This window comes from Agrobacterium fabrum str. C58 (assembly GCF_000092025.1).
Taxonomy (GTDB): Bacteria; Pseudomonadota; Alphaproteobacteria; order Rhizobiales; family Rhizobiaceae; genus Agrobacterium; species Agrobacterium fabrum.
This window is the reverse complement of the sequence record NC_003062.2, coordinates 191,447-212,562: the sequence shown is the minus strand read 5'-3', so window position 1 is coordinate 212,562 and position 21,116 is coordinate 191,447. Positions and strand designations below refer to the sequence as shown.

Below are 21,116 nucleotides of genomic sequence, written 5' to 3'. Positions count from 1 at the left end.
TAGATTCCGATTTCTCCCAATGGCTGCATTGGTCGTCCAGCCAGCAGCCCTTTGTCAAGCCCGGAACGACCTGCCATCAGCAATTAATAGTACTAATAGATCAACAGGCGGATGTCAGATGAAGATTCGCCGCTCTTCCGCGACCAGTTCCTGGAGAAAATCGACGACCGTGCGGACACGGACCAGCTGGCGGGCGGATTCGTGATAGGCCGTCCAGTAGGAGCGGCTGATACCGAGATGTGGCATGATCCGCATAAGTTCGGGATATTGCCCGGCGATGTAATTGTGCAGGATGCCGATCCCCGCCCCCGACCGCACCGCCTCCGTCTGGCCGGTGGCGCTGGAGATTTCGAAGGCCGCGTCCCAGTCTCGCATGATCTCGCCAGTATAATTGAGCGAGGGTGAAAAGATCAAATCCTCCACATATCCGATCCGCCGGTGACGCTTCAGCGCCTCGACATCGTCAGGCGTTCCGTGGTCGGCCAGATAATCTGCGGAGGCATAGAGGCCCAGCGAATAATCTGTCAGTTTCGAAAACATCAACCTGCCCTGCTCCGGCCGCTCGATGGTGATGGCGATATCGGCCTCGCGCTGCGACAAAGAGAAGGACCGGGGCACGGGCACGAGCTGGATTTTCAGGTCGGGGTAACGGGCCGTCAGCCGGCCGAGCCGTGGCGCGAGGAAGGAGACGCCGAGGCCATCTGGCGCGCCGATGCGCACCGTTCCCGCCACCGCCGTATCGACCCGTCCGAGATTTGCCTGGGCATTCAGCATTTCGGTTTCCATGCGCTCGGCGGCACCCAGAAACCGCTGACCCTCCTCGGTCATTTCGCAGCCATTCGTCCGACGGATAAACAACTGGGTCTTCAGCGCCTGCTCCAGCAGCGTCAATCGCCGCGAAAGCGTTGCATGGTTGAGTCCAAGCCGTTTCGATGCGGCGAGTATCTGCCCGGAACGGGCAACGGCAAGGAATATGCGGACGTCATCCCAATTCATGGCTTGCTGCGCATCATTACGGGTTCAACCTCGATCAAAGTGAGCGATGTCACCATTCCCGCCACACCCTCCTTGTATTTCAGGAAGTGCGGCGTCTGCAGATGAGCCTCGTATGCCGCCTGGTTCGCATAAACTTCGAGGATGCGAAGCTTTTCCGGGCTGCCTTTGATCGCCACAGCGTTTAACGCAAGCACGCCATTTTCGAGACGGACCGAAGCCTCGATTTCCTCTGCAAGCAATCTGCGATAGGCTTCCAGATGGGTCGGATCGATCTCTATTTCAGCCATCCTCACGACGGGTTCATCGCTCGCCAATTTTTTGACTTTCTTTTTGGTCGGCGAACTCGCCGCTATCGGACATCAGGAAACGCCTCAAAACACTTATCGTACTTTAATTTACGCACAACGGTTTCTTATCCGAGTTCATTGCTTTGTACAAATTCAAGTGCAATGCTGCACCCATCAAAAAATCGCGGAGGATTACCCATGAAGGAAATCGGTCATTTCATTAATGGCAAGCATGTGCCGGGCGCCAGCGGCCGCACATCGAATGTCTATAACCCGGCAACCGGCGAAGTGCAGGCAACTGTCGCGCTTGCAAGCGACGCCGAGCTGCGCGCCGCCGTGGAAAGCGCCAAGGCGGCACAGCCGAAGTGGGCCGCCACCAACCCGCAGCGCCGCGCCCGCGTTTTCTTCAAGTTCGTCGAACTTCTGAACCGCGACCTCAACGAGCTTGCGGTTCTTCTCTCCAGCGAGCACGGCAAGACCGTCGAGGATTCCAAGGGTGATATCATCCGCGGCCTCGAAGTCTGCGAATTCGTCTGCGGCATTCCGCATCTGCAGAAGGGTGAGTTCACCGAAGGCGCCGGCCCTGCCATCGACATGTATTCGATCCGCCAGCCGGTCGGCATCGGCGCGGGTATCACCCCGTTCAACTTCCCCGGCATGATCCCGATGTGGATGTTCGCGCCGGCGATCGCCTGTGGCAATGCCTTCATCCTCAAGCCTTCCGAGCGCGATCCGTCGCTGCCAATCCGGCTTGCCGAACTGATGATCGAAGCCGGCCTTCCGGCTGGCATGCTCAACGTCGTCAACGGCGACAAGGGTGCTGTCGACGCTATCCTTACCGACCCGGATATCGGCGCGGTCTCCTTCGTCGGCTCGACGCCGATCGCCCGCTATGTTTACGGCACCGCCGCCATGAACGGCAAGCGCGCGCAATGCTTCGGCGGCGCGAAGAACCACATGATCATCATGCCGGATGCCGATCTCGATCAGGCCGTGAACGCATTGATGGGCGCTGGTTACGGTTCGGCCGGCGAGCGCTGCATGGCCGTTTCCGTTGCGGTTCCGGTCGGTGAAGATACGGCCAATCGTCTTGTCGAAAAGCTCATTCCGCAGATCGAAAGCCTCAGAATCGGCCCCTACACAGACGACAAGGCCGATATGGGCCCGCTCGTCACCAAGGAAGCCCAGACGCGCGTCAGGGGCCTGATCGACAGCGGTGTCGAGCAGGGTGCGAAGCTGCTGGTCGACGGCCGTGATTTCAAACTTCAGGGTTATGAGGATGGCTATTTCGTCGGCGGCTGCCTGTTTGACCACGTCACCCCCGACATGGACATCTACAAGACGGAAATTTTCGGACCGGTTCTGTCCGTCGTTCGTGCCAAGAACTACGAAGATGCGCTGGAACTGCCGATGAAGCACGAATATGGCAATGGCGTCGCGATCTACACCCGTGACGGCGACGCTGCCCGTGACTTCGCAAGCCGTATCAATATCGGCATGATCGGCATCAACGTTCCGATCCCGGTTCCGCTCGCCTATCACTCCTTCGGCGGCTGGAAGGCTTCAAGCTTCGGCGATCTCAACCAGCACGGCACGGATTCCATCAAGTTCTGGACGAAAACCAAAACGATCACCTCGCGCTGGCCGTCCGGCATCAAGTCCGGTGCCGAATTCGTCATGCCGACGATGAAATAAGCCGGAAAGCCGGTAGACAGGATAAAAAGCCCCGCTGTTGTTGCAGCGGGGCTTTTTTAGCACAAGTACAAATAGTTTATTCAAGTTTTTTAACCAGATATATTTCAATTAGAGCTATTGTCTTCTACAACATGCATCGTGGCATGGCGGGGATGCTGCAACACGGGCCATCTAGTGTTTGTAAAACTCGCTAGACCCGGAGTATGCGTGTCAAGGGGGCTTTATGAACGACATCTCTGTCAGTGCCGACCGGCACGCAATTGAACGCGGCTCTTTCAATGGAAATGCGAAGGAATATTTCGGCATCTGGATCGTCAATATCCTTCTGACGATCATGACATTGGGTATCTATTCCGCGTGGGCCAAGGTGCGCCGAAAGCGCTACTTCAATGGTAATACCCTATTGGCTGGCCGCGCCTTCGGTTATCACGCCACCGGCGGACAAATCTTCAAGGGGCGGCTGATTGCCTTTGCCTTCATCGTCTTTTCGCAACTCGTCGGCCTCATCCATCCATTTCTAGTCTTCGCGCCGACGATCCTGCTCTTAATCTTTCTCCCTTGGGTGATCACGCGTAGCATTCGTTTTAACGCGCGAGTGACCAGCTACCGTAATGTCCGGTTTGATTTCGTCGGCACCGCCTGGGGCGCTTTCGTCTCCATCCTGCTTGGCAGTTTCGTTGCGCTCCTTTCCATAGGTATTCTGGCGCCTTTGGCGAGCCGCTGGGCAAACCGCTATATCGTCAGCAACCTGCATTATGGCGATCGACGATTTAGCACTGATCCGAAGATTGGCGCACTCTACCGTGCCTGGATCATCCCCGCTTTGCTCGTGGTGGTTGGAGGCGTGCTTGCGGTTTTCCTCTTGATATTTCTCGCTATGGTTTTGGTGCAGGCTGCCGGAATAGGATCGCGCGAACTTGCGACTGCTCCAGAAAATTATGAGATAGTTACACTATTTGGTCTGGGCCAAATCTTGATCAACCTCCTCGTGGCAATGCTCATCTATGGTTTCGCCAGTACCGTGTACAAAGCTGGTGTTCGTAATGTAGTTGTGTCTTCCACGCTGCTTGACGGAAAGCACGAATTGCATAGCGACCTTCATCGGGGCCGCTACCTCTGGATTGTCTTCTCCAACTTGATCGTTACGATCTTCACCTTCGGCCTTATGCGACCATGGGCGGCAGTGCGCGAAGCGCAATATGCGGTTGAGCGGATGGGGATCAGCTTCAAGGGCGATATGGGGGAGGTTCTCTCCTCGATGGAAGCGACGGGTGCGGCCGTCAGCGCCGAATATATGGATATGGAAGGTTTCGAATTTGGCTTCTGATCCCCGAGAAACCGTTTCTGGAGAATGGTATGCCGCACGCTCTAACCTTTCCAGTGCCGCCAGGCTGAGGCACGGCGGCACGCTCCTTCTCGTTCTTGACGCAAAAGACAATCACGTCATAACCAAGGCCGAGATAAAAGCGGTGGAGATCAGCCACCGCGTGGGTACCATTCCGCGAGAGATTCATTTTCCCGATGGGTCATTGTTCGAAACAAGCGACAATGAGGGCGTTGACCGTCTGCTCGGTCTATACCTCCCCAAACGCGCGGGATTTGTGCACCGGCTGGAGCAATTCCGCCCCAGGCTGATCGGCATCACCGCCGCAGCCGTTCTTCTGGCTTATGGCACCTACAAGCTGGCGCTTCCGGCTGTGGTGGAACTGGCGGTTGCCATGACCCCGCCAATCGTTCCAAAAATCATGTCGGCCAGTACCATGCAGGCTTTGGATCAAACGGTCTTCTCCGCGAGCGAGTTGCCACTGGAAGAGCAGAATGCCATCCGCGTGCAATTTTCCCGGATTGCCGCCCATGCGGAAGGTTCGCCTGAGGACTACAAGCTGAATTTCCGCAAAGGCGGTTATATCGGCCCCAATGCCTTCGCGCTGCCGGACGGGACGCTGGTCTTGACGGATGAACTGGTCGAGCTGGCAGGCGGCGACAGACAAATGATTATCGGGGTTCTCGCGCATGAAATCGGCCATGTGGAATATGAACACAGCCTGCGGCAGCTTTATCGCGCCGCCGGCGTCGCCGGTCTTGTCATGCTCATTGCCGGCGATGTCGGTTCGGCCATGGAAGATATTCTCACCCAGGGCGGCGGTCTTCTGGCGCTCTCGCATTCACGCGATGCCGAGCGGCAGGCGGATCAGCGCTCAGTCGAGCTGATGCGAAAGGCCGATCTAGACCCCACCGCCATCGAACGTTTCTTTGCGCTGCTGGAGGAAAAACTCGGCGACAAGGGCGGCACCAGCATCATCTCTACCCACCCCGGAACGCCGCAAAGGCGCAAGGCTATCATTGATTACAATGCGTCACTGGATAACAAGCCGGCGGGCAATTGACCCGCCGGTATTGCGAAAACGGCGTCAGTTGGTCGGGCCGTCGTTGAAACCCACTTCGTCCACCAGCTCTGAAGCCTGTTTGCGATGAGCGGCAATGTCCGTCAGCGGCAGCTTGTCAGGATTGATGGGGCCGAACCCTTTAACGACGTCGGACGGCTCCGCACCCGACAGTACCGGATATTCGAAGACCTGCTTGGCGTAGATTTCCTGTGCCTCCCGCGAGGCCAGGAATTCCATCAGCTTCAGCGCATTGTCCCTGTTGGGCGCATATTTTGTCAGGGCCATGCCGGAAATATTCACATGCGTGCCGCGATCGCCAGCATTGGGGAAGATTACCCGCACCGAACCCGCCCATATTTTTTCGTCCGGTTCCTGATCATTGGTCAGCATCAAGCCGACATAATAGGTATTGCCGAGCGCGATATCGCATTCGCCGGAAAAGATCGATTTCGCCTGGCTGCGGTCGGTTCCATCAGGCTTGCGGGCGAGATTATTCTTCAGGCCCGTCAGCCATGTGCGTGTATAATCGACGCCGTGATGGGCGATCATCGAGGCAATCAGCGCGATATTGTAGGAGTGCTGACCATCGCGGATGCAGATCTTGCCCTTCCATTTCGGGTCGGCAAGCTCTTCATAGGTAATATCCTTCTGGGTCACCCGCTCCTTCGAAGCATAGACAACCCGGCCGCGGGTCGTGAGGCCAAACCATTCGCCCTCCGGATCACGCAGATTGGCGGGAATATCCTTTTCGATGACAGGATCAGCCAGAACCGGCTGCGTGACCTTGCCCTCTTTCGCCTCGACGAGACGGGCGATATCGACCGTCAGCAGCACATCCGCAGGTGAGTTGACGCCCTCTGCCTGGATGCGTTCCACCAGCCCCTTGTCGAGAAAGAGGACGTTCGTCTCGATCCCGGTTTCCTTGGTGAAGGCATCGAGCAGCGGCTGGATCAGTTCAGGTTGGCGATAGGAATAGACGTTAACCTCCCCCTCTGCCAGAGCGGCGGGCGCGAGGGAAAGGATCGTCAGCCCTGAAAAAACGGCAGCGGAAAAGCGTGATTTCAAGCTTGCCATTATGAATGCCTCCATTACATTCCGATTCTTGACTTGTTTGTTCATGAATCATGAGGGCGGTCAACAAGGCTGTTCGAGAAATATCGGATGGATGCCAGTTTTTTCAGTTTCTGGAATTGTTCTAAACTGAAAAAGAGACTATATAACTCCACATTGAGAGTTAGGAGACCAGCATGCGTTTGACCAAACAGACCAACTATGCCGTTCGCATGTTGATGTATTGCGCTGCGAATGAAGGCAAGTTGAGCCGCATTCCGGAGATCGCCAGGGCTTACGGCGTATCTGAGCTGTTCCTTTTCAAGATCCTGCAGCCGCTCAACAAGGCGGGCCTCGTGGAAACCGTGCGTGGCCGCAATGGCGGCGTGCGCCTTGGCAAACCTGCCGAAAAAATCAGCCTGTTTGACGTCGTTCGTGTAACCGAAGACAGCTTCGCCATGGCTGAGTGCTTTGAGGACGGCGCCGTGGAATGTCCGCTCGTGGACAGCTGCGGCCTGAACTCGGCGCTGCGCAAGGCGCTGAATGCCTTCTTTGATGTACTGGCGGAATATTCGATCGATGATCTCGTCAAGGCGCGCCCGCAGATCAACTTCCTGCTCGGGATCGATACGGAAATGCCGAAGATTGCCGCACTTCCGGCAGCCTGATCGTTCCATAATTTATCCGGCAATTGCCAAGCCCGTGGCCACAAGTCACGGGCTTTTCTTTTATCGAATGTGCAGGAAATATAATATTTTTAGTCCCGCGTGTTGACGTCGCGGAAGGAAGCGGCGCATTTGGTCGCGAGCTTTTTCAAGCAACCAACCAGCGTCGCAATGATCATCAAGCCTGAGTTCCATACATTTGCGCTTACCGCCCTTGTCGGCAGCATGGGCGCACTGCTTGCCAGCCTGCTGCATATTCCCGCCCCCTTTCTTTCGGGACCGGCGCTCGCGGTAACCATCACCGGACTGGCGGGTGTCAAGCTCGGAATTCCCGCCTTCATCCGCAACGCCTGTTTCGTCGTCGTCGGCATTTCCATGGGAACGAGTGTCACGCCTTCGGTTATCGATGCCGCAAAGACATGGCCATTGAGTTTCATCGTCGTGCTCGTCGCCGTCGTGATCATGCTCTACGTCGCTTACTGGATCCTGCATTACGGTTTCGGTTACGACCGGACAACGGCGATGCTCGGCGCTTCCCCCGGCCATCTCAGCTACATCATCAGCCTCGGTGCCGAGACGAAAAGCGACCTTGCGACCGTCAGCATTGTGCAGAGCGTGCGCGTGCTGGCGCTAACGCTTTCCGTGCCGCTGATCGTCGAATATTTCGATCTGGTCAGCACGGAACCCTTGATCACAAACCCGCCAATGGGCTTTTTTACGCTGGCGCTCACCATCGCCGCCTCGCTTCTGACTGGATGGCTTTTCCTGCGCTGGAAATTTCCCGCCGCCCTGTTGCTTGGTGGCGTTGCGATCTCCATCGGCACACATATTACCGGCCTCACCGAAGGTGGCGTGCCCAGCTGGCTCAGCCTGCCGGTCTATGTGCTGATCGGCTGCCTCATCGGCACGCGCTTTTCGAATGTCTCGCTGATGGAAGTGCGCAAGGGCTTTCTGGCCGGCTTCGTGGTCACCATTGCCGTGATGGTGATTGCAGGCACCATTGCCTGGCTGATTTCACGCGTGACAGGTGTTCCGCTCAATGCCGTCATGATCGCCTATGCGCCGGGCGGTCTCGAAACCATGGCGGCCATGGCGGTGATGATGCATGCCGATACCGCCTATGTCGGTTCGCATCATGTCATCCGGCTTCTCTTCTTGTCCGTGCTGATGCCCCTCGTCATGGGCAAAGATGCGCGCAAACGGGACGGCGACACCTGACGAACACTGGCCATCCGTGCCGACAGGAGCCATCGACGCAAAAATGCGGATGGCGTGCAACCTTTTTTTCTTCCGGCCGTTGATACTTCGCCGCAATTGCGGCGGCGATTTTTCGCCTGTTCGGCAGGCTGACCCACCGGAGGACTATTCATGAACCGCTTGATGACGTTGACGGGCGCCGGACTTGCGCTTGCCTTTTCTGTTTCCATCGCTCAGGCGCAGGTGGTGGTGTCATCGAAGATCGACACCGAGGGCGGCGTTCTCGGCAACATCATTCTCGCCGTTCTCAACCAGAACAAGATCGAGACGACGGATCGCATCCAGCTCGGCGCTACCCCGGTCGTAAGAAAAGCGATCACCGCGGGCGAGATCGACATCTATCCGGAATATACCGGCAATGCCGCCTTCTTTTTCTCCAAGGCGGATGACCCGCTCTGGAAGGATGCCGCCAAAGGCTATGAAGAGGCAAAAACACTCGACTATGACGCCAACAAGATTGTCTGGCTTGCGCCCTCGCCTGCCAACAACACCTGGGCGATCGCGCTGCGCAAGGATGTCGCCGACAAGAACAATCTCAAGACGCTTTCCGACTTCGGCAAATATGTCGCCGGTGGCGGCACGGTCGTTCTCGCTGCTTCCTCCGAATTCGTCAATTCCGCCGCTGCTCTGCCCGCCTTTCAGACGACCTATGGTTTCACCATGAAGCCGGATCAGCTGATCACGCTTTCCGGTGGTGACACCGCGGCGACGATCGCCGCCGCCGCGAACCAGACGAACAATGCCAATGCCGCCATGGTCTATGGCACGGATGGCGGCATTGCCCCTTCCGGCCTTGTGGTTCTGGAAGACGACAAGCATGTGCAGCCGGTCTATCAGCCCGCGCCGATCATTCGCGAAGAGGTTTTGAAAAAGCACCCCAATATCGAGGAGCTGCTGAAGCCCGTGTTCGAAAAGCTTGATCTCGCAACCCTGCAGGATCTGAATGCCCGCGTGCAGGTGGGCGGCGAGCAGGCGAAGACGGTGGCGATGGACTTCCTGACAAAGAACGGTTTCGCCAAGTAGGGGCTCATGGCGCGGGAAGAGGATCATGAGAACGGAAGCGCTCTCATCATCCGATCCCAACCCAGGAGACAGGGGAGCAGGATTTGACGAAATGGCCTGACAAGGTGGGCGTGCTGATTTCGTGCCTGCTTCTTTATGCACTTTTTGCGTCGCCATTCATGACGTTTCGCGCCAACAGGATCGTTCAGGGGGAAACACGAACGATCTTTGAGGCCCTTCCATCAGCGGCCGCGACGCTCCTTGCAGCCATCATTCTTCTTGCGGTCTTCTTCGCCTTTTTCCGCTTTCCCGCGTGGTTGAAACTCGCAGCGGCGCTGGCCGGTCTCGCGGCGCTCGCAGTTTTCGTCGGACAGGCGGCCTCCTTTCTCACGCCGGACGGGAATAGTTTTGCCCGGGTTTCGCCGTCCAGCGGTTTCTGGTTCCTCTTTGTTGGGCTCGCTTTGCTCGCCACGGATTGTATCGCGCGTCTGGAGCCCAAACCCGCCATCCGGATCTTGCTGTTGCTCCTGGCGATAGCGGCGCTTTCCGCGATATTGGCAAGCGGCCTCTGGAACGATCTCTCCATCATCAAGGAATATACCGGCCGAGCCGACATATTCTGGATCGAGGCGGTGCGGCATGTGGAGCTCGCCATCGGGTCGCTGATCGCCGCGACCGTCGCGGGCATTCCGCTGGGCATCCTCTGTTACAAGGTCGAGCGGCTGCGGGCAGGCGTCCTGAACAGTCTCAACATCGTCCAGACCATTCCCTCCATCGCGCTGTTCGGGCTTCTGATCGCGCCGCTCGGATGGATTGCGGCCACCGTTCCGGGCGCGGCGAGGATCGGCATTGCCGGCATCGGCATGGCGCCGGCTTTCGTGGCGCTGTTTCTCTATTCGCTGCTGCCGGTCGTTTCCAACACGGTGGTCGGTCTTGCCGGCGTTTCCCACGCGATCCGGGAAGCGGCGCGTGGGCTTGGCATGACACCGGTCCAGCGTTTGCTGCGGGTGGAATTTCCGCTCGCCATGCCGGTCATCCTCACCGGCATCCGCATCGTGCTGGTGCAGAATATCGGGCTCGCGACAATCGCCGCCCTGATCGGCGGCGGCGGTTTTGGCGTTTTCGTGTTTCAGGGCATCGGGCAGACGGCCATGGACCTCGTGCTGCTCGGCACCGTGCCGACCGTTCTCCTCGGCTTTGCCGCCGCGATCACACTCGACGCCCTCATAGACAGCAATCTCTTCAGCGCAGGCGGAAGGCAGAAGCCATGATCGAAATCGACACCATCACGAAACGATATGGCGATACGACCGTTGTGGACCAGGTCTCGCTGACCGTCGCGCCGCGTACCGTCACCGTCATCGTCGGCACATCAGGATCGGGGAAAACCACCCTGCTGCGCATGATCAACCGGCTTGTGGAACCGACCTCCGGCACGATCCGCATCGACGGCGAAGACATCAGCGCCATTCCTGGTTTCAAACTGCGCCGCCAGATCGGCTACGCCATCCAGGGGCATGGGCTGTTTCCGCATCGAACCGTGGCGGAAAATATCGCGACCGTGCCGCAGCTGATCGGTTGGGATCGCCAGCGCATCAAGGCCAAGATCGATGCGCTCATGCATCTGTTCCAGCTTGATCCCGCGCTTTATGCGGATCGTTTTCCGCATGAGCTTTCCGGCGGCCAGCAGCAGCGTGTCGGCGTGGCCCGTGCACTGGCCGCGGAACCAAACATTCTCCTGATGGACGAACCCTTCGGCGCGCTGGACCCGGTGATCCGCGCCAAGGCCCAGAACGACCTTCTCGATATCCAGAAGAAACTCGGTGTTACCATCGTCCTCGTCACGCACGACATGGACGAGGCTTTCCATCTGGCGGATCGCATTGCCGTGATGGACAAGGGCCGCATCGTGCAGGATTGCCCGCCGGCCGAGCTGGTGCTGAAACCGGCGACGGATTTCGTCCGCACCATGATTGGCGAAAACGAACGCGCGTTGAAACTGCTTTCGGTTCTGACCGTCGCCGACATCGTGGAGCCGGGAAGTGCAGAAGGTGCGCCGCTCACCGAAGGCACCAGCCAGCGCGATGCCCTGTCGGCCATGTTATGGGCGGGTCGCGATGTCTTGCCTGTCATAAAGGACGATGGGCAACCCATTGGCCGGGTGCGGCGTGATGTTCTCCTTCAGCGTGCCACTGGCGCCCCATGAAAAACGCCTTCTCTTTTCTCTCTCTCGGGCTTCTGGTGCTGGCGCTGATCATTTTTCTTGCCGCGCCGCAAATCTTCGCACCGATCTTCCGCCCTCTCGTGCAGGCCAATGCGCCGGCCATCTACACGCAGGCCAATCTCTTTTCCCTGACGCTGTCGCATCTGACCATCGTTGCGATCGCGACCGGCCTCGCCACGCTCACGGCAGGGGCGCTTGCGGTTCTCGTCACCCGGCCTTTCGGGGCGGATTTCCTGCCGCTGTCGCGCAGCATCGTCAATATCGGCCAGACCTTTCCGCCGGTGGCGGTGTTGGCGCTGGCCGTGCCGATGATCGGCTTTGGCGAGAAACCCACGCTCATCGCCCTGTTTCTCTATGCACTTCTGCCGGTGTTCGAAAATACGCTGACCGGGCTGACAACCCTGCCCGCCACGGTGATGGATGCCGCCAGAGGCAGCGGTATGACCGGCTGGCAACGGCTCACCAAAGTGGAGCTGCCGCTTGCCCTTCCGGCCATTCTCGCCGGCGTCAGGCTGTCGGCGGTCATCAGCCTTTCCACCGCGACCATTGGGTCCACGGTTGCCGCCCGCACGCTCGGCGAAGTGATCATCGCCGGCCTGCAATCCAACAATCTCGCCTTCATTCTCCAGGGCGGTTTGATCGTTGCTGCACTGGCGATCCTGATCCACGCTGGCTTTTCCGCACTGGAAAGATCCGCAGCCCGCAAAACCGGACACTGACATGCGGAGCCGTCCAAATTTAAGGTTCCCGGCACCCGCCGCACATGGTAGGGGCTGACCGTCGAAACAGAAACATCAGAGGTTCGGGTGACACAGGCAATCGTCGTGATGGGAGTGAGCGGCTCCGGCAAGTCCACGGTCGCAGAGGGACTGGCGGAGAAGCTGGGTATCGCCTTCATTGAAGGCGACAAGCTGCACCCGAAATCCAATGTCGACAAGATGTCGGAAGGCATTCCGCTGACCGACGACGACCGCTGGCCATGGCTCGATCTGATCGGCGCGGAACTGCGCAATGGCAGTGAAGGCAAGGGCGTTTTGGTTTCCTGCTCCGCCCTCAAGAAAATCTATCGCGACCGCCTTCGTGAGGCGACCGGTGGCCCACTCGCCTTCGTTTATCTTGATGGCAGCCTGGAGCTTCTCAGCCGGCGCATGGGTGAACGCAAGGGTCATTTCATGCCGCTCTCGCTGCTTCAGACCCAGCTTGCCACGCTGGAAGTGCCGACCGGGGAACCGGGTGTCGTCACGGTCAGCATCGATTCCACACCTGAGGAGATCGTAGCGAATGCGCTGGCTGGCCTGAAGACGCTAAAATTCTAGAGCACGTCCGGTCTAAACGGAAGCGGGAGACGCGCTCTATCTCTTTGTTTTATCTTATTGTCCGGACGTAAACCGCTACGCAGTTTTACTGGAAATGCTCTAGAGTCCGAGCTTGTCCCTCAAACCGTACCACCATGCACCAAGCATGGTCAGCGGCACGCGGAACGTCTTGCCGCCGGGGAACGGGTAGTTCGGCAGCGAGCTCCAGATATCGAAACGTTCGGCGTGGCCGGCAACGGCCTCGCCCAATATCTTGCCGAGCAGATGGGTGGTCGTGACCCCATGGCCGCTGTCGCCGTGTGAGAAATAGATATTATCCGAGAGCCTGCCCATATGCGGGATGCGCGTGAGCGTCAGTGCGAAGTTGCCACTCCAGGCGAATTCGATCTTGGTCTTTTCCAGCTGCGGAAAGGTCTTCAGCATGTTCGGCCGGATCACACCCGTCAGATCGGCCGGGTCACTGCCGCCGTACCCTATACCGCCGCCATAAAGCAGGCGGTTATCCGAGGTGCGGCGGTAATAATCAAGAATGTAATTCGCATCCTCGACGCAATAATTGGCGGGCAGAAGGGCCTCGATAAGGTCGGCATCGAGCGGCTCCGTCGCCATGACCTGGCTTGAGACCGGCATCATCCGCTCGCCGATTTCCGGCAGCAAAGTGCCGAGATAGGCATTACCGCAGACGAGAACGTATTTCGCCTTCACGCTGCCCATTGCCGTGCGCACGATGGGATTGGCGCCCTGCTCCACCGCGATGACGCGCGAATTCTCGAATATGCGGGCTCCCAGGCTTTCAGCCGCCGCCGCTTCGCCCTGCACCAGATTAAGCGGGTGGATGTGACCACCGAAGCGGTCGATCATGCCGCCGGCATAACGGTTCGTCTTCACATATTGGCCGACATCCGCCTCGGAGACCATTTCCAGACCGCCATGGCCGTGTTTTTCCCAATGGGCTTTGTGCGCTTCCATTTCGCGGATCTGCTTCGGCGTAAAGGCGGCGAAGAAGCCGCCGTCGACCAGATCGCAGTCGATGCCGTATTTGGCGACACGGCTGCGGATGATCGTCCCGCCCTCCAGCGACATTTCTCCGAGCTTCACCGCCTTTTCGTGGCCGTAACGTCGGGCGATGGTTTCGAGATCACGGCTATAGCCGTTGACGATCTGGCCGCCATTGCGGCCGGAAGCGCCGAAGCCGACCCTAACGCCTTCCAGAACGATGACGGCATAACCGCGTTCACTGAGTTCCAGCGCGGCTGAAATGCCGGTGAAACCGCCGCCGATGATGCAGACATCGGCCTCCAGCGCGCCCTCAAGCGTCGGTCGCACGGATTTGACATTGGCGGAGGCCGCATACCACGACGATGTGTGGCCGGGATTGGGAATGTTCGTTACCTCAGCCATCTCACACCGTCCTGATATAGGCGTCATATTCGACGTCGGTTACACGCAGGGAAAATTCGGAAAGCTCCTGCTGCTTGCAGGCGGAAAACAGCGTGCGGTACTTCTGGCCGAGCGTCGCATAGGCAAAGCTCGAACGCGTGAAGCGCTGCAATGCATAGTCCCAGTTGGTGGGAAGCGGTTCGTGATTGATCGCGTGGCTGTCACCGGCAATCGCGCCGCCGGGCTGGCGCTTCTCCTTCATGCCGGCGATAGCGGCGCTGAGGATCATCGCGAGGACCAGGTAGGGATTGGTGTCGGCGCCGGCGACGCGGTGTTCGATGCGGGTTGCCGCCTTGCTGGCCACGATGACGCGGACCGCCGCCGAGCGGTTGTCGATACCCCACGAAGCGTAGGTCGGCGCGTGTTCGCTTGGGGTGAGGCGGCGATAGGAATTGGCATGGGGAGCGAAGATCGCCATGCTCTCCCCCATGTTTTCCAACAGGCCGCCGACCGAGTGCATCAGCGCATCCGACGGACCGTTTTCCCCGGCGTAGATATTCCTGCCGTCCCTGTCGAGAACGGAAAAATGCACATGCATGCCGTTGCCGGCCTGCAGCCCATAGGGCTTGGCCATGAAGGTGGCGTCGAGTTCGTGCCGTCGCGCCACACCTTTGACGATGCGTTTCAGGAAGACGGCAAAATCGGCGGCCTGCAGGGCATCCGGCACGTGGTTGAGGTTGATCTCATATTGCCCGGGGCCATTTTCCCGCAGCGTCGTATCTGCAAGCACACCCTGGGCGCGGCAGGCTGTCGCGATATCATGGAAGACATCCTCGAAATCCTGCAATTCGGAAATCGATAGAACCTGCGTCTGGCCGGTGTGCCAGCGACCTTCGCGGCTGTGCGGCGGGCGCACCGGGTCAAGCGCCGAGCGGACGGGATCGATGAGGTAGAATTCCAGTTCGGTCGCCACGACCGGCGTGAGGCCAGCCTTTTTATAGGCGTTCAGAACCTGCGACAGAACATGGCGCGGATCACCATAAAATCCGGTCCCATCCGCGTTTTTCATCGCCAGCAGAACCTGCGCCGTCGGCCGGCCAAGCCATGTTACCCGTGACAGCGTACCGGGAACGGGGAAACAAAAACCATCAGGATCACCCGTGCCTTCGGCGAGACCTGCGGCGTGCACATCCCGGCCCCAGATATCCAGCGCATAAACGGATCGCGGGATCGCCATTCCCTTTTCAAGCACGTCAATTGCTCTCTCACGCGGAATCCATTTACCGCGCGGAACGCCGTTCGCATCTATGACGAAAGCTTCGAGAATTTCGATATCGGGATTATCAGCGAAAAATTTCTTTGCGTTTTCAATATCATACATTATGCACCAGCAAGCCGTTTCCATCTCGTTTCATGCGCAGCGAGTTTCGCTAACGAAAGTCGTCCTGCTGCTGATAGATGAGAAACCTCGCCACCATGATGACGTTTGCCCCTTTTCCCCTTTGTATATGATCATGTTACGTGGGCTGTCACAGGAAGGCCAGCGGATTCGGCTATCAGGGATTGAACCTTTCCGGACGATAGGCATCGATAGCGATAACAGGCGCTTCTCCCAGCATGGTTTCCGCCAGAACACGGCCGGTGATCGGCCCAAGCGTCAGTCCGTGATGGGCGTGCCCGAAGGCGAACCACAACGTTCTGTGGCGCGGCGCCTTGCCGATGATCGGCATCATATCCGGCGTGCAGGGCCTGGCACCCATCCAAGGTTCCGCATCCAGCCGGCCGCCAAGGGGAAAGACTGTGCGGGCAACCCGTTCCGCCCGCTCGATCTGCACGGGGGATTTCGGTGCATCGCGTTCGGCAAATTCGGCACCGGTTGTCAGGCGGATGCCCTTGCGCATCGGCGCCAGGAAATATCCCCGCTCGGCATCGATCAGCCAGTTGTTAAGCTTTGTGCCTTCCTGCGGCGCATAATGCATATGATAGCCGCGCTTGACGCCAAGCGGGAAGCGATAGCCCAGCCTTTCCGTCACCGCGTCCGCCCAGGGGCCAAGTGCCACAACGGCCTGCTCGGCCTCCACCGCCCCCGTCTCGGTACGCACTGTCCAGCCGCTTGTCGTCTGGCTGAGGGTGGAGGCATCGCCCCGGACAAAGGGTTCCACCGAGGCTTTCGAACAGTTTGACATAAGCAAGCGTCAGCGCGTGCGGATCTCGTACTGACCAGGGATCATTCCATTTCAGGCCGCCGGCGAAATTACGACTGAGATGCGGTTCTGCCGTTGCCAGCTCTTCAGCGTCTAGTTTCGTATGGGAAATGCCGTGCTCGCGCGAAAGACGCTCAGCAAAAGCATAGTCAGCGTCCCGCCTCTCGGCGGTTCTATAGGCCTCCATCCAGCCATTTTTGACGATCAGATCGGCGGCTTTCGCCTCATCGATGAGGATATTGTGCTCGGACACGGAGTGCTCGATCAGCGGCGAATAGGCGCGGGCAATCGCGGCATGCCTGATGGCTGCGGAATTATACCAGTAGCGACCAAGGAAAGGCGCAATCTTCGGCAGGGCCGAGAGGCGATAACGGACATCGATCCTGTTGTTCAGTGAATAGCGCAGCAACAGCGCAAGGTCCTGCGGGAAGCCATAGGGCACCACGCCCTCTCTCTGGATCAGACCGGCATTGCCGAAAGAGGTCTCTTCGCCCGGTCCGCGCCGGTCCAACAGCACCACCGATTTGCCCCTGCGGGCCAGTTGCAAAGCGACAGAGACCCCGATGATCCCCGCTCCCAAAACGACCACATCCGCTGCCATCGCAATCAATCCGTTTCCATGTCACGCTGACCACAACATGGGTCGGCGTTTTCCGCAAAGCAACAAAAAATCATTGCCTTAATGGAAAGATGATGTGTCTTACTGGCTGACCGCCTTTGTTTCCACCGCCTCTATATTGAAGGCCGCTGCCAGCAGTGCCTTGGTGTAATCCTGCTGCGGATTGGCGAAAATCTCAGCCGCCGGACCGCTCTCCACCACCTTGCCGTGGCGCATGACGATCAGGTCGTTGGCGAGCGCCTTCACCACCCTCAGATCATGGCTGATGAAGAGGTAGGCCAGTTCATGCTTTGCCTGAAGATCGCGCAGCAGATCGACCACCTGCGCCTGCACGCTCATATCGAGAGCGGATGTAGGCTCGTCCAGCATGACGAAACGGGGTTTAAGCACCATGGCGCGGGCAATCGCGATGCGCTGGCGCTGGCCGCCGGAAAACTCATGCGGATACCGCCAGCGGGTGGCAGGATCGAGGCCCACCTCTTCCAGTGCCGTGGCAACCCGCGTATCGCGCTCGTCGGCGGAGAGAGACCGCTCATGGACCTTCAGGCCTTCGGCGATGATTTCGCCGACCGACATGCGCGGGCTGAGCGAACCATAGGGATCCTGAAAAACCACCTGCAGCCGGTTCCTGAGCGGCTTCATCATCTCATAGGAATAGCTGTCGATCGACTGGCCGATGAAGCTGATGCGACCCTTCGAGGCAATCAGCCGCGAGAGAGCGAGACCAAGCGTCGTCTTGCCGGAGCCGGATTCGCCCACTACGCCCACGGTCTGGCCGGCGCGCAGGGTAATGTCGATACCATCAACCGCCTTCACATGGTCGATCACCCGGCGCATCAGTCCCGCCTTGATGGGGAACCAGACCTTGATGTCGTCACCCTGCATAACCACCGGTTTGCTGGCATCGGAATGCGGCGGCTCACCCTTCGGTTCGGCTGCCAGCAAATGGCGGGTATAGGCGTGCTGCGGATCGGTAAATACCTGCTCCACCGTGCCGGTTTCAACGATCTTGCCCTTGGTCATGACGCAGACGCGATCGGCAAATTTGCGGACGATGCCGAGATCATGGGTGATGAACAGCATGGACATGCCGTGCTGCGTTTTCAGATCACCGAGCAGTTCCAGGATCTGCGCCTGCACCGTCACATCGAGCGCGGTGGTCGGCTCGTCGGCGATCAGCAGTTTCGGCCGGTTGGCGAGCGCCATGGCGATCATCACGCGCTGCCGCTGGCCACCGGACAATTCGTGCGGATAGGCCTTCAGGCGCTTTTCCGGCTCGCGGATGCCGACCTGCAACAGCAGTTCCAATGTGCGTTGGCGCGCCTCTGCACCAGTGATTGCCTGATGCAGCTCCAGTATCTCGCCGATCTGCCGCTCGATGGTGTGGAGCGGGTTGAGCGAGGTCATCGGCTCCTGGAAGATCATGGTGATGTCGTTGCCGCGCACGGCACGCAACGCCCGTTCCGGCAGGGTCAACATGTCCTTGCCGTCGAACAGGATTTTACCCGAGGGATGGCTCGCTGCCGGATAGGGCAGCAATTTGAGAATGGAATTCGCCGTCACCGACTTGCCGGAACCGGATTCGCCGACGAGTGCGACGACTTCGCCCGGCATCAGGTCGAAGGAGACGTGATCGACAGCGACGCTGGTTGCACCACCCTGATGGAAGGCGACGGAGAGATCACGGACAGAAAGAAGCGGCTGGGTATTTGTTTCCTTCATGGCGATCACCGGAACGTCTTGCGTGGATCGAAGGCGTCGCGCACCGCTTCACCCACGAAGATCAATAGCGAGAGCATGATGGACATGGTGAAGAAGGCGGTGAGGCCAAGCCAGGGGGCCTGAAGGTTGTTCTTGCCCTGCGCGATCATCTCACCCAGAGACGGCGATCCCGGCGGCATGCCGAAGCCGAGGAAATCGAGCGAGGTGAGCGTCGTGATCGAACCGGAGAGGATAAACGGCAGAAATGTCAGCGTTGCCACCATGGCATTGGGCAGAAGATGCCGGAACATGATCGTCCAATTGCCGACGCCAAGCGCACGGGCGGCACGGACATATTCGAAATTTCTGGCACGCAGGAATTCGGCGCGGACAATGCCGACGAAGCCGACCCATGAAAACAACAGCATGATGCCGAGCAGCACGAAGAAGCCCGGCGGCAGAATGGCCGCGATAATCAGCAGGATATAAAGCACCGGCATGGACGACCAGATTTCGATGAAACGCTGCAAAAGCAGGTCCGTCCAGCCACCGAAATACCCCTGAATGGCGCCGGCCGTGACGCCGACGAGGGCCGATGCGATAGTCAGTGTCAGGCCGAACAGCACGGAGATGCGGAAACCGTAGATCATGCGTGCCGTGACATCGCGCGCCTGATTGTCCGTTCCAAGCCAGTTGAGATTGCCAAGCGTACAGCCGGGATCGGCATTGCCTTGCGGGTAAGCCGAGCAGCGCTCCTTTTCATCCATCAGCCAGAAGGGTGCCGTGGGCGCCGAATGCGGAATATTGGAATTGACAGTCTGGTAGGAATAACGGATCGGCGGCCAGATCATCCAGCCATTGGCGTTGATCTCATCCTGAATGAAGGAGGATTTGTAATCGGTCTGGGCAAGAAAACCGCCAAATTTTTCTTCCGGATAATCGACCATGACCGGCACGAGAATCTCGCCCTTGTAGGAGGCGAGGATCGGTTTGTCATTGGCGATGAATTCAGCGATCAGGCTCAGGAAAAACAGGATCAGGAACAGCCAGAAGGACCAATAACCGCGGCGGTTGGCCTTGAAATTCTGCCAGCGGCGCTTGGTCGTCGGTGAAAACCATGGGCGCTTCGGCTTTACCAGCGTTTCGGTTCCGGCGGGCTGGGCAAGCGACATCACACGTCCCTCCGCTCGAAATCGATGCGCGGATCGATCCATGTGTAGATCAGGTCGGATAGTAGTCCGACCACGAGGCCCATCAGCGAGAAGATGAAGAGCGTGCCAAAGACGATTGGATAATCCCGGTTGACCACCGAGAGATAACCGAGACGACCGAGACCATCCAGCGAGAAGATATTTTCGATCAGCAGCGAACCGGTGAAGAAGGCCGAGATGAAGGCGCCCGGAAAACCGGCGATCACGATCAGCATCGCGTTGCGGAAGACATGGCCGTAGAGAACCTTGCGTTCGGAGAGACCCTTGGCGCGGGCGGTGACGACATATTGCTTCTTGATCTCATCGATGAAGGAATTCTTGGTGAGTAGCGTCGTCGTCGCGAAGGCCGAAAGCGAAAGCGCGATCAACGGCAGGGTCAGGTGCCAGAAATAGTCGATGATCTTCTGCCACCAGTTCAGCTGGTCGAAATTATCCGAGACCAGACCGCGCAGCGGAAACCAGTCGAAGAATGATCCGCCGGCGAAAAGCACGATTAGCAGGATACCGAACAGGAAGCTCGGCACCGCATATCCGATGATGATGATGCCCGATGTCCAGACATCGAAGGTCGAGCCATCGGAGACGGCCTTCTTGATGCCGAGCGGAATGGAAATCACATAGGAAATGATCAGGATCCAGAAGCCGAGGGAGGCCGAGACCGGCAGCTTATCGATGATGAGATCGATGACCGAGGAATTGCGGAAGAAGCTGTCACCGAAATCGAAGCGGATGTAATTCCACATCATTTCAAGAAAACGGGTGAGCGGTGGCTTGTCGAAGCCGAACTGTTTTTCGAGCTTCTTGATCAGCTCTGGATCAAGACCCTGCGCGCCGCGATATTTCGAGCCGCTTTCATCGAAACCACCGGACTGGCCCATGAGATCGCCGCCGCCCGAGAGCCGGTCGGAGGCGCTGTCGCCCTGCCCGGTCAGCTGCGCCACGACCTGTTCCACCGGCCCGCCCGGCGCGAACTGGATGACGAGAAACGAAATGCCCATGATGCCGACGATCGTCGGGATCATCAGTGCCAGACGTCTGAGAATATAGGCGCCCATCAGCCTCTGCTCCCGGCCGTTACGCCAGCGGTTTTCGTTTCAGTCAAACCCGGTCCTTTCGTGAAAG

Annotated in this window: 18 protein-coding genes and 1 pseudogene; 10 read left to right on the top strand and 9 right to left on the bottom strand. The window is 58.5% G+C overall.

Annotated elements, in window-relative coordinates:
- Positions 1-114 precede the first annotated feature (114 nt).
- The gene (locus tag ATU_RS00990) at positions 115-996 is read right to left on the bottom strand and encodes a LysR family transcriptional regulator (RefSeq protein ID WP_010970728.1); all 882 of its coding nucleotides are present in this window, start codon (positions 994-996) and stop codon (positions 115-117) included.
- The gene (locus ATU_RS00985) at positions 993-1,283 is read right to left on the bottom strand and encodes a putative quinol monooxygenase (RefSeq protein WP_035256082.1); all 291 of its coding nucleotides are present in this window, start codon (positions 1,281-1,283) and stop codon (positions 993-995) included. Before ATU_RS00985 ends, ATU_RS00990 begins: the two co-directional genes overlap by 4 nt.
- A gap of 198 nt (positions 1,284-1,481) precedes the next feature.
- Here ATU_RS00985 and ATU_RS00980 point away from each other — a divergent pair, with 198 nt between their 5' ends.
- The 3 genes from ATU_RS00980 to ATU_RS00970 all read left to right on the top strand — a co-directional run bounded on the left by ATU_RS00980 (position 1,482) and on the right by ATU_RS00970 (position 5,365).
- On the top strand, positions 1,482-2,978 hold the full coding sequence (locus tag ATU_RS00980; protein WP_035256080.1) for a CoA-acylating methylmalonate-semialdehyde dehydrogenase: 1,497 nt from the start codon (positions 1,482-1,484) through the stop codon (positions 2,976-2,978).
- A 223-nt stretch (positions 2,979-3,201) separates the two neighbouring features.
- Positions 3,202-4,305, top strand: coding sequence for a YjgN family protein (locus tag ATU_RS00975; protein WP_010970725.1), 1,104 nt, complete (start codon positions 3,202-3,204; stop codon positions 4,303-4,305).
- Positions 4,295-5,365, top strand: a complete 1,071-nt coding sequence (locus ATU_RS00970) for a M48 family metallopeptidase (protein ID WP_035256078.1) — start codon at positions 4,295-4,297, stop codon at positions 5,363-5,365. Before ATU_RS00975 ends, ATU_RS00970 begins: the two co-directional genes overlap by 11 nt.
- A 24-nt stretch (positions 5,366-5,389) precedes the next feature.
- Here ATU_RS00970 and ATU_RS00965 read toward each other — a convergent pair whose 3' ends face one another.
- Complete coding sequence (locus ATU_RS00965; RefSeq protein WP_046033477.1) at positions 5,390-6,439, bottom strand: Fe(3+) ABC transporter substrate-binding protein; 1,050 nt, start codon at positions 6,437-6,439, stop codon at positions 5,390-5,392.
- Positions 6,440-6,612: 173 nt separating this feature from the next.
- Here ATU_RS00965 and rirA point away from each other — a divergent pair, with 173 nt between their 5' ends.
- The 7 genes from rirA to ATU_RS00930 all read left to right on the top strand — a co-directional run bounded on the left by rirA (position 6,613) and on the right by ATU_RS00930 (position 12,879).
- Positions 6,613-7,083, top strand: coding sequence for an iron-responsive transcriptional regulator RirA (gene rirA / locus ATU_RS00960; RefSeq protein ID WP_006310047.1), 471 nt, complete (start codon positions 6,613-6,615; stop codon positions 7,081-7,083).
- 168 nt (positions 7,084-7,251) lie between these two features.
- Positions 7,252-8,298 (top strand): AbrB family transcriptional regulator, encoded by a 1,047-nt coding sequence (locus ATU_RS00955; protein ID WP_010970722.1) that lies wholly within the window; start codon positions 7,252-7,254, stop codon positions 8,296-8,298.
- Positions 8,299-8,448: 150 nt separating this feature from the next.
- Positions 8,449-9,360: a glycine betaine ABC transporter substrate-binding protein OsmF gene (gene osmF / locus ATU_RS00950; protein ID WP_010970721.1), complete on the top strand. Its 912-nt coding sequence runs from the start codon at positions 8,449-8,451 to the stop codon at positions 9,358-9,360.
- A gap of 83 nt (positions 9,361-9,443) precedes the next feature.
- Complete coding sequence (locus ATU_RS00945) at positions 9,444-10,610, top strand: ABC transporter permease (RefSeq protein WP_035256075.1); 1,167 nt, start codon at positions 9,444-9,446, stop codon at positions 10,608-10,610.
- Positions 10,607-11,545 carry an ABC transporter ATP-binding protein gene (locus tag ATU_RS00940; protein ID WP_010970719.1) on the top strand — a complete coding sequence of 313 codons (939 nt, stop codon included), beginning with the start codon at positions 10,607-10,609 and terminating at the stop codon, positions 11,543-11,545. The genes ATU_RS00945 and ATU_RS00940 overlap by 4 nt, the downstream gene beginning before the upstream one ends.
- Complete coding sequence (locus ATU_RS00935; RefSeq protein WP_010970718.1) at positions 11,542-12,282, top strand: ABC transporter permease; 741 nt, start codon at positions 11,542-11,544, stop codon at positions 12,280-12,282. Before ATU_RS00940 ends, ATU_RS00935 begins: the two co-directional genes overlap by 4 nt.
- Before the next feature lie 108 nt (positions 12,283-12,390).
- On the top strand, positions 12,391-12,879 hold the full coding sequence (locus ATU_RS00930) for a gluconokinase (RefSeq protein WP_035256071.1): 489 nt from the start codon (positions 12,391-12,393) through the stop codon (positions 12,877-12,879).
- 99 nt (positions 12,880-12,978) lie between these two features.
- On the opposite strand, the gene ATU_RS00925 is transcribed toward ATU_RS00930, so the two are convergent.
- From ATU_RS00925 to ATU_RS00900, 6 genes and pseudogenes are all read right to left on the bottom strand, one after another.
- Entirely contained in the window at positions 12,979-14,280 is a 1,302-nt protein-coding gene (locus ATU_RS00925) for an NAD(P)/FAD-dependent oxidoreductase (RefSeq protein WP_035256068.1), read from the bottom strand.
- A gap of 1 nt (position 14,281) precedes the next feature.
- Positions 14,282-15,643 (bottom strand): glutamine synthetase family protein, encoded by a 1,362-nt coding sequence (locus ATU_RS00920; RefSeq protein WP_035214563.1) that lies wholly within the window; start codon positions 15,641-15,643, stop codon positions 14,282-14,284.
- 172 nt (positions 15,644-15,815) lie between these two features.
- Positions 15,816-17,064: pseudogene (locus tag ATU_RS00915) on the bottom strand (NAD(P)/FAD-dependent oxidoreductase).
- A 99-nt stretch (positions 17,065-17,163) separates the two neighbouring features.
- A complete protein-coding gene (locus ATU_RS00910) occupies positions 17,164-18,804 on the bottom strand; it encodes an ABC transporter ATP-binding protein (protein ID WP_010970714.1) in 1,641 nt (546 codons plus the stop codon).
- A gap of 5 nt (positions 18,805-18,809) precedes the next feature.
- Positions 18,810-19,955, bottom strand: coding sequence for an ABC transporter permease (locus ATU_RS00905; RefSeq protein ID WP_010970713.1), 1,146 nt, complete (start codon positions 19,953-19,955; stop codon positions 18,810-18,812).
- A complete protein-coding gene (locus ATU_RS00900; RefSeq protein ID WP_006310022.1) occupies positions 19,955-21,049 on the bottom strand; it encodes a microcin C ABC transporter permease YejB in 1,095 nt (364 codons plus the stop codon). Before ATU_RS00900 ends, ATU_RS00905 begins: the two co-directional genes overlap by 1 nt.
- Positions 21,050-21,116 lie beyond the last annotated feature (67 nt).